Source organism: Mycobacterium sp. NGS69 (genome assembly GCF_059812165.1).
On sequence record NZ_JCALCD010000013.1, the window covers coordinates 32382 to 49529 of the forward strand.

The 17148-nt window shown below is 71.1% G+C and carries 2 protein-coding genes; both read left to right on the forward strand.

Annotation, left to right across the window (positions count from 1 at the left end):
- Positions 1-3: 3 nt before the first annotated feature.
- Positions 4-4560 (forward strand): amino acid adenylation domain-containing protein, encoded by a 4557-nt coding sequence (locus AC5Y2S_RS26950; protein WP_499959548.1) that lies wholly within the window; start codon positions 4-6, stop codon positions 4558-4560.
- Positions 4547-17137: a non-ribosomal peptide synthetase gene (locus AC5Y2S_RS26955; RefSeq protein WP_499959549.1), complete on the forward strand. Its 12591-nt coding sequence runs from the start codon at positions 4547-4549 to the stop codon at positions 17135-17137. Before AC5Y2S_RS26950 ends, AC5Y2S_RS26955 begins: the two co-directional genes overlap by 14 nt.
- Positions 17138-17148 lie beyond the last annotated feature (11 nt).

Below are 17148 nucleotides of genomic sequence, written 5' to 3' on the forward strand. Positions count from 1 at the left end.
CGGATGGAACTTGATGACCGGGCTCTCCCGCTGACGCGGGGACAGCTGGACATTTGGCTCGCGCAGGAAACGGGCCACTCCGGTACGGAGTGGCAGCTTGGCGTGCTTGTCCGATTCGACGGCACGGTGGACCGCGAGTTGCTCCACCGGGCGATCCGTCACGTGATGCAGGAGGCCGAACCGGCCAGGGCCGCCGTCTTCGAGGTGGATGGCCGGGTCTTCCAGCGGGCGATCGATTACCCGGACTTCGAGGTCGCCTTCCACGATCTGAGCGACACGCGCCATCCGGTGCAGGAAGCCCGTCGGATGGCGTTAGCGATCCAACGCACGCCGATGCCGGTGGCCGGCCCGCTGTTCAATTTTGCTTTATTCCAGACATGGTCCGATGAATTCTATTTGTTCGGGTGCTTCCATCACATGATCGTGGACGGCACCGGAATCACGCTTATCGCAAATCGGATTGCGACCGTGTACGCCGCAATTGTTTCGAACGAATCCATTCCCCCCGCTTTCTTCGGCTCGTTGGAGGACTTGGTTCGCCTCGAGTCGGAATACGAAGCGTCCACCGATTACGCCGAAGATCAGGACTACTGGGCCAGGAATCTGCCGCCGGAGAGCGGGCCACACAACGGGTTTCTCCCGACCGGGGAGGATGGGGAACGGTCCCAGCCGTCCGCGCCGGTTCGGCTGGATTCCGTCGTGCTGCGCCGAGTTCAAGAACTCTCCGACGCGTGGAAGGTGCCGCGGTCGTCGGTCATCACCGCGGCCTGCGCCCTTTTGGTGCGCGGGTGGTGCGCCGACAGTTCAGAGGTGGTGCTCGAGTTTCCGGTCAGCCGGCGCGTGCGCCCGGAGTCAAAGACGCTGCCGGGAATGGTTTCCGGCGTGGTGCCGCTGGTGCTGAGCGTTTCGCCGCGATCCACGGTCGCCGGTTTTTGTGCGTATGTCGACGCGCGCATCCGCGAGGCGCTGGACCATCAGCGGTTCCCGGTGCACGCCCTCGAACGCAAGGCCGACCCGCGCGGGGCGCGACCCGATCGGGTGAGCGTCAATTTCATGCCGTCGAAAATGACGATGGACTTCGCCGGTGTCGCGGCGTCGGCGTCGTTCACGAATCCCGTTCAGGTGGGCGCCTTTGCGTTGATGTTCTCCGGCGGCGGCGACCAGCTTTTCCTCAGCACCGCCGGCGCCGGGAGCCCGCTCGCGAAATTCGAGGTCGCCGAATTGGCGAAGCGGCTGGCGCGCGTGCTGGTGGCGATGACCGCCGACCCGGGGCGGCGGCTCTCGTCGATGGACCTGTTCGAGGACGCCGAGCTCGACAGGCTCGACGGGTGGGGTAACCGCGCGGTGTTGAGCCGGCCGGCAACCGCTTCGCAGTCGATTCCGGCGATGTTCGCCGCGCAGGCCGCCCGCGCGCCGGAGGCGGTGGCGATCACGTTCGGGCAATCGTCGTGGACCTACCGCCAGGTCGAGGAGGGCGCCGATCGGTTGGCGCGACTGCTGGCCCGCCACGGGGTGGGGCCGGGGCAGCGGGTGGCGCTGTTGCTGCCGCGATCGGCCGAGGCGATCGTGGCGATCCTCGCGGTGCTCAAGACCGGGGCGGCGTACGTGCCGATCGACCCCGCGGTGCCGGCGGCCCGAATCGAGTTCATGCTCGACGATGCCGCGCCGGTCGCGGCGATCACCGCCGCCGGCCTGGCCGACCGGCTGAACGGGCGCGATCTGCTCGTCATCGACGTCGCCGAGCTGGCAAACCCCGCCGTCGGCCCCGAATCCGGCACGGCGCTGCCGGTGCCGGAGCCGGACGACATCGCCTACCTCATCTACACCTCGGGGACGACGGGGGTGCCCAAGGGCGTGGCCATCACCCACCACAACGTGACCCGGCTGCTGGAGTCCCTGGCAGTCGAGCTGTCGCCGGGACAGGTGTGGTCGCAGTGGCACTCGTTGGCCTTCGACGTCTCGGTGTGCGAGATCTGGGGTGCGCTGCTGTCCGGCGGGCGCCTCGTCGTGGTGCCCGAGTCGGTGGCGCGTTCGCCCGAAGATTTCCACGCGTTGCTGGCCAAGGAACAGGTCGAAGTCTTGAGCCAGACCCCGTCGGCGTTCTACGCGCTGCAAACCGCGGACGCGCTGGCGCCCGAGCTCGGACGCCAGCTCAAACTTCGCGCGGTGATCTTCGCCGGCGAAGCGCTGGAACCGCAGCGGTTGCGCACCTGGCTGGACAACCATCCGGAAGCACCCCGGCTGCTCAACTTGTATGGCACCACCGAGACGACGGTGCATGCCTCGTTCCGGGAGATCTTCCCCGAGGATGTGGACAGTTCCGCCAGTCCCATTGGCGTGCCGTTGGACCAGTACGCGTTCTTCGTGCTCGACGGGTGGATGCGGCAGGTGCCGGCCGGGGTGGTCGGGGAGTTGTACGTGGCTGGCGGCGGCGCCGGGTGTGGCTATTGGCGGCGAGGGGGTTTGACGTCGACGCGGTTCGTGGCGTGCCCGTTCGGCGAGCCCGGGTTGCGCATGTACCGCACCGGGGACCTGGCGTGGTGGGGCGCCGACGGGCAGCTGCGGTATGTGGGGCGCGCCGACGAGCAGGTCAAGATCCGCGGGTTCCGCATCGAGCTGGGTGAAGTCCAAGCCGCCCTCGCCGACCTGGACGGCGTCGAGCAGGCCGTGGTGCTGGCGCGCGAGGACCGCCCCGGCGACAAGCGCCTGGTGGGGTACGTGACCGGGTCCGCCGAGCCGGCCGCCGCGCGCGCCGCGCTGGCCGAGCGGTTGCCGGCGTACATGGTGCCGGCCGCGGTCGTGGTGATCGACGCGGTGCCGCTGACGGTCAACGGCAAGCTCGACAAGCGAGCCCTGCCGGCGCCGGAGTATCAGGACGTCGATCGCTACCGGGCCCCGGGCAACGCGGTCGAGGAGATCCTGGCCGACATCTACGCGCAGGTCCTCGGGCTGGAGCGCGTCGGGGTGGACGAGTCGTTCTTCGAGCTCGGCGGGGACAGCATCCTGTCTATGCAGGTGGTGGCGCGGGCGCGGGCCGCCGGGGTGGTGTGCCGGCCGCGCGACATCTTCGTCGAGCAGACCGTCGCCCAGCTGGCCCGGGTGGCCGAAGTGGCCGCCGGCGACGCCGATTTCGGCGACGACGGCGTCGGTCCGGTGGACGCGACCCCGATCATGCGCTGGCTGCGTGGCGTCGAGGGCCCGGTCGATCAGTTCAACCAGGCGGTGTCGGTGCAGGCCCCGGCGGGGGCGACGGAGGCCGACGTGGTGGCGGTGCTGCAGGCCGTGCTCGATCGGCACGCCATGCTGCGGCTGCGGGTCGAGGACGACGGCGCCGGCGGCTGGTCGCTGACGGTTCCGGAGGCCGGCTCGGTGGATGCCCGCCGGTGCCTTCGCGCGGTGCCTGCGTTGTCCGACGAGACGGTGGTCGAGGCGCGGTCGCGGTTGGATCCGGCGGCCGGGCTGATGCTCAGCGCGCTGTGGGTCGGTGACACCGGGCAGTTGGTGCTGATCGTTCACCACCTGGCCGTCGACGGGGTGTCGTGGCGGATCCTGCTCGAGGACCTCAACATCGCCTGGGCCCAGCATCGCGGTGGGCAGGAGTTGGTGTTGCCGGCGCCGGGGACGTCGTTCGCCCAGTGGGCGTTGCTGTTGGCCGAGCACGCGTACCGCCCGGAGGTCGTGGCGCAGGCCGAGGCCTGGCGCCAGATTGCGGCGGCGCCCGCGGCGCTGCCGCCGGTGCGTCCCGAGGCGGACACCTATGCGAGCGCGGGCAACCTGTCGGCGCAGCTGGATGGCGATACCACCCGCGCGCTGCTGGACGAGGTGCCGGCGGCGTTCCATGCCGGGGTGCACGAGATCCTGTTGATCGCCTTCGCTCTGGCGATGGCGGAATTCGTGGGCAGCGGCGGCGCTCCGATCGTCATCGATGTGGAGGGTCACGGGCGCCAGGAGGAACTGGCTCCCCACGTCGACCTGTCCCGCACGGTCGGGTGGTTCACCACCAAGTACCCGGTGTCGGTCGCGGTCGGCGGCCTGGACTGGGCGCGGGTGGTGGCCGGCGACACCAGGCTCGGCGCGGTCGTCAAGGACGCCAAAGAGCAACTTCGCGCGCTGCCGGACGGCTTGACCTACGGGGCGTTGCGCTACTTGAACGCCGATGTCGACCTGGCCCCGCCCGACCCGCCGATCGGGTTCAACTACCTGGGGCGGCTCGGCGCGGCGGCCGAAGTGTCCGGCGACGTGTGGCGGCTCAGCCAGGGCGGCTGGTCGGTGACCGACGTCGCCGCGGCCATCCCCATGCCGCTGATGCACACCGTGGAGCTCAACGCCAGCACGGTCGACACCGACGCCGGCCCACAGCTGCACGCCCGCTGGACCTGGGCGCCCTCCACGCTGAACCACGCGCAGATCACCCGGCTGAGCCGGTTGTGGTTCGACGCGTTGGCCGGCATCTGCGCGCACGTGCGAGGCGGCGGGGGCGGGTTGACGCCCTCCGACATCGCCGCCGGTCTCAGCCAGCAGCAAATCGACGACCTGCAGCGGCAATATGCGGATAGCTGACGTATTGCCACTGACCCCCTTGCAGCAGGGGCTGTGGTTCCATGCCATCACCGCCGACGGCGACGACGACGTCTATTCGGTGCAGCTGGAGATCGCACTGAGCGGTCCGGTCGATCAGGACCGCCTGCGTGACGCGGTGCAGGCGGTGGTCACCCGCCACCCCAACCTGGCGGCCCGGTTTTCCGACAAGTTCGACCAGCCGGTGCAGATCATCCCGGCCGATCCCGTGGTGCCCTGGCGCTTCGTCGACCTTCGCGGGGGCCGCCCGGACCTCGACGAGCAGATCCGGCAGGTGTGCGCGGCCGAACGCGCCGCGGTCTGCAACCTCACCAATCAGTCGGCCTTTCGCGCCGCGCTCATCGGCACCGCCGCGGACCAGCACCGGTTGGTGCTGACCAATCACCACATCGTGCTGGACGGCTGGTCGCTGCCGATCCTGGTCGGGGAGATATTCGCCAGCTATCACGGGCAGTGGCTGCCCGCGGCGGCGAAGTATCGCAGCTACGTGACGTGGCTGACCGGTCGCGACCTGGATGCCGCCCGCGAAGCCTGGGGTGAGGTGCTGGCCGGATTCGACACCCCAACGCTGGTGGCCCCGGCGAGCCGGTTGGGCCTGGGGCCGCGAGGCGTCGCGTCGTTCCGGGTGCCCGAGCAGACCACGCGGGCGCTCGGCGAGCTGGCGCGCTCCAGCCACACCACCGTCAGCACCGTCGTGCAGGCCGCCTGGGCCCAGCTGCTGATGTGGTTGACCGGCCGGCACGACGTCGCCTTCGGCACGACGGTCTCGGGACGGCCGCCCGAGGTGCCCGGCGCGGACTCGATGGTGGGCCTGTTCATCAACACGGTGCCGGTGCGGGCCAGCATCACGGCGACCACCAGCACCGCCGACCTGCTCGATCAGCTGCAGAACGCCTACAGCCACACGATCGACCACCAGCACCTGGCGCTCAGCGAGATGCACCGCCTCACCGGCCAGGACCACCTGTTCGACACCATTTTCGTGTACGAGAACTACCCGCTCGACGCGGCCGCCCTGTCGGGCGGCCAAGGCGACCAAGGGCTGACCATCACCGATTTCACCCACCGCGAGTACAACCACTACCCGCTCGCGGTCCAGGCCATGCCGGGCACCGAAATGGGTCTGCGGGTCGAATTCGACACGGGCGTGTTCGACGCGGCCGACATCGAGACGCTGATCGAGCGGTTCAAGCGGGTGCTGGCGGCGATGACGGCCGACCCGGGCCGGCGGTTGTCGTCGATGGACGTGCTCGACGCCGCCGAGCACGCGCAGCTCCAGAGGTGGGGGAATCGCGCGGGCTTGACCCAGCCGGTCGGCGTGCCGGTGTCGATTCCGGTGCTGTTCGGCGCGCAAGTGGCGCGCACGCCCGAGGCGGTGGCGATCAGCGCGGGGGACCGTTCGTGGACCTACCGCGAGGTGAAGCAGGCGGCCAACCGGCTGGCGCACCTGCTGGCCGGCCGGGGTGTGGGTCCGGGGCAGCGGGTGGCGCTGTTGTTGCCGCGGTCGGCCGACGCGGTCGTCGCGATGTTGGCCGTGCTGAAGACCGGCGCGGCGTACGTGCCGATCGACCCGACGGTGCCGCCGGCCCGGATGGGGTTTGTGCTCGACGACGCCGCGCCGATCGCGGTGATCACGACCGCCGGGTTGGCCGATCGGCTGGCCGGGCGCGACGTGGCGGTCATCGACATCGACGACCCCGCCATCGACGGCCAGCCCAGCACTCCGTTGCCGGCGCCGGCCCCGGACGACATCGCCTACCTCATCTACACCTCGGGCACGACCGGAACCCCCAAAGGCGTGGCGATCCCGCATCGCAACGTGACCCGGCTGCTGGAGACGCTGGACGTCGACCTCGAGCTGGCGGGGCAGGTGTGGTCGCAGTGCCATTCGCTGGCCTTCGACTTTTCGGTGTGGGAGATCTGGGGGGCGCTGCTCTACGGCGGCCGGCTGGTGATCGTGCCCGATGCGGTGGTGCGCTCGCCGCAAGACCTGCACGCCTTGTTGGTGGCCGAAGAGGTCACCGTGTTGAGCCAGACCCCGTCGGCGTTCTACGCGCTGCAGAGCGCCGACGCGGCACAGCCCGAGCCGGAACCCCGCCTCAAGCTCGAGGCCGTGGTGTTCGGCGGCGAGGCGCTCGAACCGCAGCGGCTGCGGGCCTGGCTGGACAACCACCCGGGTTTGCCGCGGCTGATCAACATGTACGGCATCACCGAGACGACGGTGCACGCGTCGTTCCGGGAGATCGTCGCCGGCGACGTCGACAGCGTCGCCAGCCCCATCGGCGTGCCGCTGGCCCATCTCGGATTTTTCGTGCTCGACGGGTGGCTGCGGCCGGTCCCGGCGGGGGTGGTGGGCGAGTTGTACGTGGCCGGGGCCGGGGTGGCGGACGGCTACGTGGGCCGGCCGGCGCTGAGCTCGACGCGGTTCGTGGCCTGTCCGTTCGGAGAGCCGGGACAGCGGATGTACCGCACCGGGGACCTGGTGTGGTGGGGCGCCGACGGGCAGCTGCGGTACGTGGGGCGGGCCGACAAGCAGGTCAAGATCCGCGGGTATCGCATCGAACTCGGCGAAATCCAGGCGGCGCTGGGCGCGCTGGACGGCGTCAAGCAGGCGGCCGTGATCGCCCGCGAGGACCGCCCCGGCGACAAGCGGCTGGTGGGCTACGTCACCGGACCCACGGATCCGGCGTCGTTCGCGGCGTCGGCGCGTGCGGCGCTGGCCGAGCGGCTCCCGGCGTACATGGTGCCGGCCGCGGTGATGGTGATCGACGCGCTGCCGCTGACGGTCAACGGCAAACTCGACACCCGGGCCCTGCCGGCGCCCGAATACCAGGATGGCGGCCCCTATCGCGCCCCGACCAACGCGGTCGAGGAGCTGCTGGCCGGCATCTACGCGCAGGTGCTGGGCGTGCAGCCGCCGCGACTGGTCGGGGTCGACGAGTCGTTCTTCGACCTCGGCGGGGATTCGCTGTCGGCCGTGCGCCTGATCGCCGCGGTCAACAGCGGCCTGGACGCCGGTCTTTCGGTGCGCACGCTGTTCGAGGCGCCCACGGTCGCCCAGTTGGCGACGCGGATCGGTGGGGATGACGCCCGGTTGGAGCCGTTGACCGCCGTCGAGCGGCCCGCGGTGATTCCGCTGTCGTTCGCCCAGAGCCGGCTGTGGTTCATCGACCAGTTCCAGGGCCCCTCAACGATCTACAACATGGCGGTCGCCCTGCGGCTGCGTGGGCGGATGGATGCCTTCGAAGAGGACGCGTTGGGCGCGGCGCTGGCCGACGTGGTGGTCCGGCAGGAGAGCCTGCGCACGCTGTTCGCCGCACACGACGGGGTCCCGCGGCAACTGATCGTGCCTCCCGAGCGGGCCGACTTCGGTTGGGCCGTCGTCGACGCCACCGGCTGGCCGGAAAGCCGGCTGGCCGAGGCCCTCGACGAGGTGGCCCATCACCCGTTCGACCTGGCGGCCGAGATCCCCATGCGGGCAAGGCTTTTCCGGGTCGCCGACGACGAACACGTGCTGGTGGCCGTGGTGCACCACATCGCCGCCGACGGCGCCTCGATCGCCCCGCTGGTGCGCGATCTCGGGGTGGCCTACGCCAGCCGCCGGGTGGGGCAACCCCCCGACTGGGCCGACCTGGCGGTGCAGTACGCCGATTACACGCTGTGGCAGCGCGCGCAGCTCGGCGATCTCGGCGACAGCGACAGCCGCATCGCCGCGCAGCTGGCCTACTGGCAAGAGGCCCTGGCAGGGATGCCGGAGCACCTGCAGCTGCCCACCGACCGGGCGTACCCGCCGGTCGCGGACTACCGCGGCGCGAGCGTGTCGGTGGACTGGCCCGCCGAGCTGCAGCGGGAGGTCGCCCGGGTGGCCCGGGAACACAACGCCACCAGTTTCATGGTGATGCAGGCCGCCATGGCCGTGTTGCTGGCCAAGCTCAGCGCGAGTTCCGATGTGTCCGTGGGTTTTCCGATCGCCGGGCGCGGGGACCCCGCGCTGGACGAACTGGTGGGCTTCTTCGTCAACACCCTGGTGTTGCGGGTTGATCTGGCCGGTGATCCCAGCGTCGCCGAACTGCTCGCTCAGGTGCGCGCGCGCAGCCTATCGGCATACGAGCACCAGGATGTGCCGTTCGAGGTCTTGGTGGAACGGCTCAACCCGACCCGAAGCCTGACGCACCACCCGCTGGTCCAAGTGATGCTGGCCTGGCAGAGCGGGCAGGGACAGGGCCCGACCGGCTTGGCCCTGGGCGGGTTGCAGGCCACGCCGCTGCCGCTGGATACCCGGACGGCCCGCACCGACCTCGCGTTCTCCCTGGGCGAGACGTGGACCGACGCCGGTGAGCCCGCCGGCATCGCCGGGGCGGTGGAATTCCGGACCGACGTGTTCGACGCCGCCAGCATCGAAACGCTCATCGAGCGGCTCAAGCGGGTGTTGGTCGCCATGACGGCGGATCCGGCGCGCCGGCTGTCGTCGGTGGACCTGCTCGACGAGGCCGAGCACGCCCGCCTCGATGAGGTGGGCAACCGCGCGGTGCTGACGCGGCGGGACCCGGCGGTGTCGATACCCGAGCTGTTCGCTGCGCAGGTGGCCCGCGCCCCGGAGGCGCCGGCGGTGACCTTCGGGGACCGGTCGATGACCTATCGGGAACTCGACGACGCCGCCAACCGGTTCGCGCACTTGCTGTCCGGCCATGGTGTCGGCCCCGGCGCCTGTGTGGCGTTGCTGGTGGAGCGGTCGGCCCAGGCCGTCATGGCCATGCTGGCGGTGCTGAAGACCGGGGCGGCCTACCTGGCGATCGACCCGGCGCTGCCGGCGGCCCGGGTCGACTTCATGCTGGGCGACGCCGCGCCCGTCGCCGCGGTCACCACCGCCGGGCTGGCCGACCGGCTGTCCGGGCGGGGTCTGACGGTCGTCGACATCGACGACCCCGCCGTCGAAAACCAGCCCGCCACCGCGCCGCCGGCGCCGTCGGCCGACGACATCGCCTACCTGATCTACACGTCGGGAACCACCGGAACGCCCAAGGGCGTTGCCATCGCCCACCGCAACCTGGCGCACCTGGCGCCGTCGACGCCCACATCCCTGCCGGCGACACAGGTGTGGACGCAATGCCACTCGTATGCCTTCGACTTCTCGGTGTGGGAGATCTGGGCCGCGCTGCTCGGCGGCGGGCGGCTGGTGGTGGTGCCGCCGTCGGTCGTCGTCTCGCCGGACGATTTCCACGACCTGCTGGCCCGTGAACGCGTCAACGTGCTCACCCAAACCCCGTCGGCGGTGGCCGCCCTGTCCCCGCAGCGGTTGGAGGCGGAGGCGTTGCTGCTCGGCGGCGAGGCGTGCTCGGCCGAGGTGGTGGACCAGTGGGCGCCCGGGCGGGTGGTGATCAACGCCTACGGCCCCACCGAGGCCACGGTCTACGCCTCGATGAGTACGCCGTTGCGGGCGGGGTCCGGGGCGGCCCCGATCGGCGGCCCGGTGTCGACGGCGGCGCTGTTCGTCCTGGACGATTCGTTGCGCCGGGTGCCGGCCGGTGTCGTCGGCGAACTGTACGTGGCCGGCCGGGGCGTGGGCGTCGGATACGTCGGCCGGACCGGGCTGACCGCATCGCGCTTTGTGGCCTGCCCGTTCGCCGGCGCGGACGCACCCGGGACCCGCATGTACCGCACCGGCGACCTGGTGCGCTGGCGCGCCGACGGGCAGCTGCAATACCTGGGCCGCGCCGATGAGCAGGTCAAGATCCGCGGATATCGCGTCGAACCGGGCGAAGTGCGGGCCGCGCTGGCCGCGTGCGACGGCGTCGAGCAGGCGGTGGTGGTCGCCCGCGAGGACCGTCCCGGCGACAAGCGCTTGGTCGGATACATCACCGGGACCGCGGACCCGGCCGCGGTGCGATCCGCGCTGGCCGAGCGGCTGCCGGCCTACCTGGTCCCCGCCGCGGTGGTGGCGTTGGCGGCGCTGCCGTTGACGGTCAACGGCAAGCTCGACACCCGGGCCCTGCCGGCACCGGACTACGAGGCCACCGACCGTTACCGCGCACCGACCACCCCGACCGAGGAGATCCTGGCCGGCATCTATGCCCAGGTGCTGGGCGTGGAGCGGGTCGGGGTGGACGACTCGTTCTTCGACCTGGGCGGGGATTCGCTGTCGGCGATGCGTCTGGTCGCCGCGATCAACAGCGGCCTGGGCGCCGCCGTCGCGGTGCGCGCCGTGTTCGAGGCGCCCGCGGTGGCCCAGCTGGCGACCCGTATCCACGGCGGCGAGGGCGTGCTGGAGCCGTTGGTGGCCGCCCCGCGGCCGGCGGTGGTGCCCCTGTCCTTCGCGCAGAACCGGTTGTGGTTCATCGACCAGTTGCAGGGCCCGTCGCCGGTGTACAACCTGGCGCTCGCGTTGCGACTGCGTGGGCCGCTGGACGCCGACGCGTTCTGCGCGGCGTTGGCCGACGTGGTGGGCCGCCACGAAAGCCTGCGCACGCTGTTCACCGCCCCCGACGGAATACCGCAACAGCTGGTGCTGCCCGCCGAGCGGGCCGACTTCGGCTGGGACGTGGTCGACGCGACCGCGTGGTCGCCGGGCCGGCTGCAGGAGGCCATCGAGGAGACCGCGCGGCACAGCTTCGATCTCGCCGCCGAGATCCCTTTGCGCGCAAAGCTTTTCCGCGTCGCCGACGACGAACACGTGCTGGTCGCCGTGGTGCATCACATCGCCGCCGACGGCTTGTCGATCCCCCCGCTGGTGCGTGACATCGCCGTGGCCTACGCCAGCCGCTGTGAGGGGCAAGCCCCCGGTTGGACGCCGTTACCGGTGCAGTACATCGACTACACGCTGTGGCAGCGCGCGCAGTTCGGCGATCTCACCGATCCCGACAGCCCGATCGCCGCGCAGCTGGAGTACTGGCAGCAGGCCCTGGCGGACATGCCCGAGCGCCTCGGCCTGCCCACCGACCGGCCCTACCCGCCGGTGGCCGATCAACGGGGCGCCAGCGTGGCGGTGCGTCTGCCCGTCGAGTTGCAGCGGCAGGTCGTGCGGGTGGCCCGCGAACACAACGCGACGAATTTCATGGTGATGCAGGCGGCGCTGGGGGTGCTGCTGGCCAAGCTCAGCGCGAGTTCCGATGTGGCGGTGGGGTTCCCGATCGGCGGGCGCCGCGACCCCGCGCTCGACGAGTTGGTCGGCTTCTTCGTCAACACGTTGGTGTTGCGCGTGGACGTGACCGGCGACCCCAGCGTCGCCGACCTGCTCGCCCAGGTGCGGGCGCGCAGCCTGGCCGCCTACGAGCACCAAGACGTGCCCTTCGAAGTGGTCGTCGAGCGGCTGAACCCCACCCGATCGCTCACGCACCACCCGCTCGTGCAGGTGATGCTGGCGTGGCGGACCCTGCACGACACCACCGGCGACCCCACCGCCCGGTTCGCGTCGGGGGAGCTGGAGCTCACCCAGATGCCGGTGGACACCGGCACCGCCCGCATGGACCTGGCGTTTGCTCTGGAAGAGCACTTGGACGCGGACGGCGAGCCGGCCGGCATCGGCGGGGTGGTGGAATTTCGCACCGACGTGTTCGACGCGGCCAGCATCCAAACCCTGGTCGAGCGTTTCCAGCGCGTGCTGGTCGAGATGACTACCGACCCGACCCGGCGGGTGTCGTCGATCGGCGTGCTCGCCGACGTCGAGCGCACCCAGCTGGCGGACTGGGGCAACCGGGCGGCGCTGACCGAGCCGGTGAGCCCGCCGGTGTCGATTCCCCAGCTGTTCGCCGCGCAGGTGGCCCGGGTGCCCGACGCGGCGGCGGTGACCTGCGAGGGCCGTTCGCTGACCTACCGCCAGCTCGACGACGCGGCAAACCGGTTGGCGCACCGGTTGGCCGGCGGGGGCGTGGGGCCGGGCCGGCGCGTGGCGCTGCTGCTGCCCCGCTCGGCCGAGGCGATCGTGGCGATCCTGGCGGTGGTGAAGACCGGGGCGGCGTACGTGCCGATCGACCCGGCGGTGCCGGAGGCCCGGATGCAGTTCGTACTCGGCGATGCCGCGCCGATCGCCGCGATCACCACCGCGGAGTACCGCCCGCGGCTGGCCGGACGCGACCTGCTGATCGTCGACGTCGACGACGCCGGTGACCCCGACGTCGACGCCCGCCTCGGCGCCGCACCGTCGGTGGCCTGCCCGGACGACGTCGCCTACATCATCTACACGTCGGGCACGACCGGGACCCCGAAGGGTGTGGCGGTCCCGCATCGCAACGTGACCCGGCTGCTTGCGACGCTGGCCGGCGACATGGAGCTCGGCGGCCGGGTGTGGACGCAGTGCCACTCGTTGGCGTTCGACTTCTCGGTGTGGGAGATCTGGGGTGCGCTGCTCTACGGCGGCCGCGTGGTGGTGGTGCCCGACTCGGTGGTGCGCTCGCCCGAAGACCTGCACGCGCTGCTGGTGACCGAACGGGTCAGCGTCCTGAGCCAGACCCCGTCGGCGTTTTATGCCTTGCAGGCCGCCGACGCGTTGCAGCCCGAGCTGGGGTCTCGGTTGGAGCTGGAGGCCGTGGTGTTCGGCGGCGAGGCGCTCGAACCGCAGCGCCTGCGCGCGTGGCTGGACGCTCACCCGGCTCGGCCCCGGTTGATCAACATGTACGGCATCACCGAGACGACCGTGCATGCCTCGTTCCGCGAGATCGTCGCCGACGATGTCGACGTCGCCGTGAGCCCGATCGGGGTGCCGCTGGCCCACCTCGGTTTCTTCGTGCTCGACGGGTCGTTGCAGCCGGTGCCGCCCGGCGTGGTCGGGGAGTTGTACGTCGCCGGCGCCGGGTTGGCGCACGGCTACATCGGCCGCGCGGGTTTGACGGGGACGCGGTTCGTCGCGTGTCCGTTCGGCGGTCCGGGTGCGCGCATGTACCGCACCGGGGACCTGATGTGCTGGGGCGCCGACGGGCAGCTGCGGTACATGGGCCGCGCCGACGAGCAGGTCAAGATCCGCGGCTACCGCATCGAGCTGGGTGAGGTCCAGGCGACGTTGAACGGCCTGGACGGCGTCGAGCAGGCGGTGGTGATCGCCCGCGAGGACCGCCCCGGCGACAAGCGCCTGGTGGGGTACGTGACCGGGGCGGTGGACCTGGCCGAGCTGCGTGCCGCGCTGGCGGATCGCCTGCCGGCGTATATGGTTCCGGCCGCCGTGGTGGCGTTGGACGCGTTGCCGCTGACGGTCAACGGCAAGCTCGACACCCGCGCCCTGCCGGCCCCGGAGTATCAGGACGTCGACCACTACCGCGCCCCGGCCGACGCGGTCGAGGAGATCCTGGCCGGCATCTACGCCCAGGTGCTGGGGCTCGAGCGGGTCGGGGTCGAGGAGTCGTTTTTCGAGCTCGGCGGGGACAGCATCCTGTCGATGCAGGTGGTGGCGCGGGCGCGGGCCGCCGGCGTGGTGTGCCGGCCGCGCGACATCTTCGTCGAGCAGACCGTGGCGAAGCTGGCCCGGGTGGCCGGGGTGGTCGCCGACGACGCCGAGGTGATCGACGAGGGCGTCGGCTCGGTGGTGGCCACCCCGATCATGCGCTGGTTGCGAAGCGTCGACGGCCCGGTGGGCGAGTTCAACCAGACGGTGCTGGTGCAGGCGCCGGTGGGGGTGACCTCGTCCGACGTGGTTGCGGTGCTGCAGGCCCTGCTCGACCGGCACGCGACGTTGCGGCTGCGCGTCGACGACGACGGCGCCGACGGGTGGTCGGTGACGGTGCCCGAGCCCGGTTCGGTGGACGCGCGCGGATGCCTGCAGACGGTGGACGTGCTGTCCGACGACGCGGTTTTGGCCGCGCGGTCGCGGCTGGACCCGGCCGCCGGGGTGATGCTGAGCGCGCTGTGGGCGCCCCCGACCGGCCAGTTGCTGCTGATCGTTCACCACCTGGCGGTCGACGGGGTGTCGTGGCGGATCCTGCTCGAGGACCTCAACCTGGCGTGGGCCCAGCACCGCGGCGGGCAGCAGGTGGTGTTGCCGGCGCCGAGGACGTCGTTCGCCCGGTGGGCCGCGCTGCTGGCCGAATACGCCCACCGCCCCGAGGTGGTGGACCTCGCGCCCGCCTGGCGGCAGATCGCCGCGTTGCCCGCGCAGCTGCCGGCGGTGCAACCGGCGGTGGACACCTACGCGACGGCCGGCAACCTGTCGGTGGAGCTGGACGCCGAGACCACCCGGATGCTGCTCGGCGAGGTGCCCGCGGCGCTCCACGCCGGGATCCACGAAATCTTGCTGATCGCATTCGCTTTGGCGTGCGCCGAGTTCTTGGGGACCGGCTCCGCGCCGGTCGTGATCGACGCGGAGGGGCACGGGCGCCAGGAGGAGCTGGACCCCCATGTCGACCTGTCGCGCACGGTGGGATGGTTCACCACCAAGTATCCGGTGGCCCTCGCGGTGGGCGGGCTGGACTGGGCGCAGGTGCTTTCCGGCGACACGGGGCTCGGGGCGGTCATCAAAGACGCCAAAGAGCAGCTTCGGGCGCTGCCGGACGGTTTGACCTACGGGGTGCTGCGCTACCTGAACAGCGACGTCGACCTGGACGGCGCCGACCCCACGATCGGGTTCAACTACCTGGGGCGCCTGGGCGCCGCGGCGACCGAGGTCTCCGGCGACATCTGGGAGATCCGCCAGGACGGCTGGTCGGTGACCGGTGTTGCCGCGGCGACTCCGATGCCGCTGATGCACACCGTGGAGCTCAACGCCGGCACCCTGGACGCCGAGACCGGTCCGCGCCTGCGGGCGGGCTGGACGTGGGCCCCGTCAGCCCTGGATCAGGCGCAGGTCGGCCGGCTGAGCCGGCTGTGGTTCGACGCGCTGGCCGGCATCTGCGCGCACGTGCGGGGCGGCGGCGGCGGGTTGACGCCGTCGGACATCGCGCCCGCGCGGCTGAGCCAGCTGCAGATCGACGAGCTCGCGCGCCATTACCGCATCGCCGACGTGCTGCCGCTGACCCCGCTGCAGCAGGGGCTGCTGTTTCACGCCAGCACCGCTCAGGGCGGCGACGACGTGTACGCGGTGCAGCTCGACGTCGCGCTGAGCGGCCGGCTCGACCAGCACCGCCTGCGTGACGCCGTGCACACCGTCGTCGCCCGCCACCCCAACCTGGCGGCCCGCTTCAGCGCGCGGTTCGACCAGCCGGTGCAGATCATCCCGGCCGATCCCGTTGTGCCCTGGCGCTATGTCGACCTCAGCGGGGGAGATGCGGACCTCGACGAGCAGATCCAGCAGGTCTGCGCCGCCGAACGCGCCGCGGTCTACGACCTGGCCGATCACCCGGCCCTGCGGGTCGCCTTGATCCGCACCGCGGAAGACCGGCACCGGTTTGTGCTGACGAATCACCACATCGTGCTGGACGGCTGGTCGCTGCCGATCCTGCTGGGCGAATTGTTCGCCAGCTACTACGGGCAACGGCTGCCCGCGGCGGGTTCTTATCGCAGGTTCGTGTCCTGGCTGGCCGGTCGCGACCTGGATACCGCCCGCGCGGTGTGGCGGGAGATGTTCGCCGGCTTTCAAGCCCCCACCCTGGTCGGGCCGCCGGATTGGTTCGGGCTGGGCCGGCGCGGCGTCGCATCGTTCCGGGTGCCCGAAGAGACCACGCGGGCGCTGGGCGAGTTGGCGCGCTCGCGCCACACCACCGTCAGCACGGTGCTGCAGGCCGCGTGGGCGCAGCTGCTGACGTGGCTGACCGGCCAGCGCGATGTCGCCTTCGGCGCCGTCGTCTCGGGGCGGCCGGCCGAGGTGCCGGGCGCGGACTCGATGGTGGGCCTGTTCATCAACACGGTGCCGGTGCGGGCGACCATCACGCGGGAGACCACCGTCACCGACCTGCTTGATCAACTGCAAGCCGACCACAACCGCACGCTGGACCACCAGCACCTGGCGCTGAGCGAGGTGCACCGCGTCACCGGTCACGGAAGGCTCTTCGACACCGTTTTCGTGTACGAGAATTACCCGGCCGACGCCGCCGCCTTGTCGGGGAACGACGGGCTGGCGATCACCGAGATCAGCAACCGCGACTACTACCACTACCCGCTGACGGTCCAGGCGGTGCCGGGCCGCGAATTGGAACTGCACGTCCAATTCCGCGCGGACGTCTTCGGCCCGGCCGACATCGAGGCACTGATCGAGCGGTTTAAGGAGACGTTGGTCGCCATGACCACCGACCCGGCGCGACCGTTGTTGTCGGTCGATGTGCAGGACGAGGGGAAGCACGCGCGCGCGGACAGGTCGAACAACCACGCGCCGGCGGCCCAGCCGGCGGTGTCAGGACCCAGACACCACCACCACCACAACGGCGACGGTCACCACGCCCCGACCAGCCTCGTCGAGCAGATCTTGACCGGCATCTACGCGCAGGTGCTCGGCGTGGACCGGGTCGGAGTCGACGAGTCGTTCTTCGACCTCGGCGGGGACTCCCTCGCCGCGATGCGGGCCACCGCCACGATCAACACGGCCCTCGACGCCAACCTCGAGGTGACCGCCCTATTCGAGGCCCCGTCCGTCAGGCGCTTGAGTCAGCGGTTGGGCGGACATGCCCGCTCGGTGGAAGAAGTTCCAGTCATCCCGGATCTGTAGAACCGCCCGCG

Bases quoted from the DNA above. Each gene is read 5' to 3' on its own strand.
- AC5Y2S_RS26955 (WP_499959549.1), top strand. From the start codon at position 4,547: ATGCGGATAGCTGACGTATTGCCACTGACCCCCTTGCAGCAGGGGCTG.
- AC5Y2S_RS26950 (WP_499959548.1), top strand. From the start codon at position 4: ATGGAACTTGATGACCGGGCTCTCCCGCTGACGCGGGGACAGCTGGAC.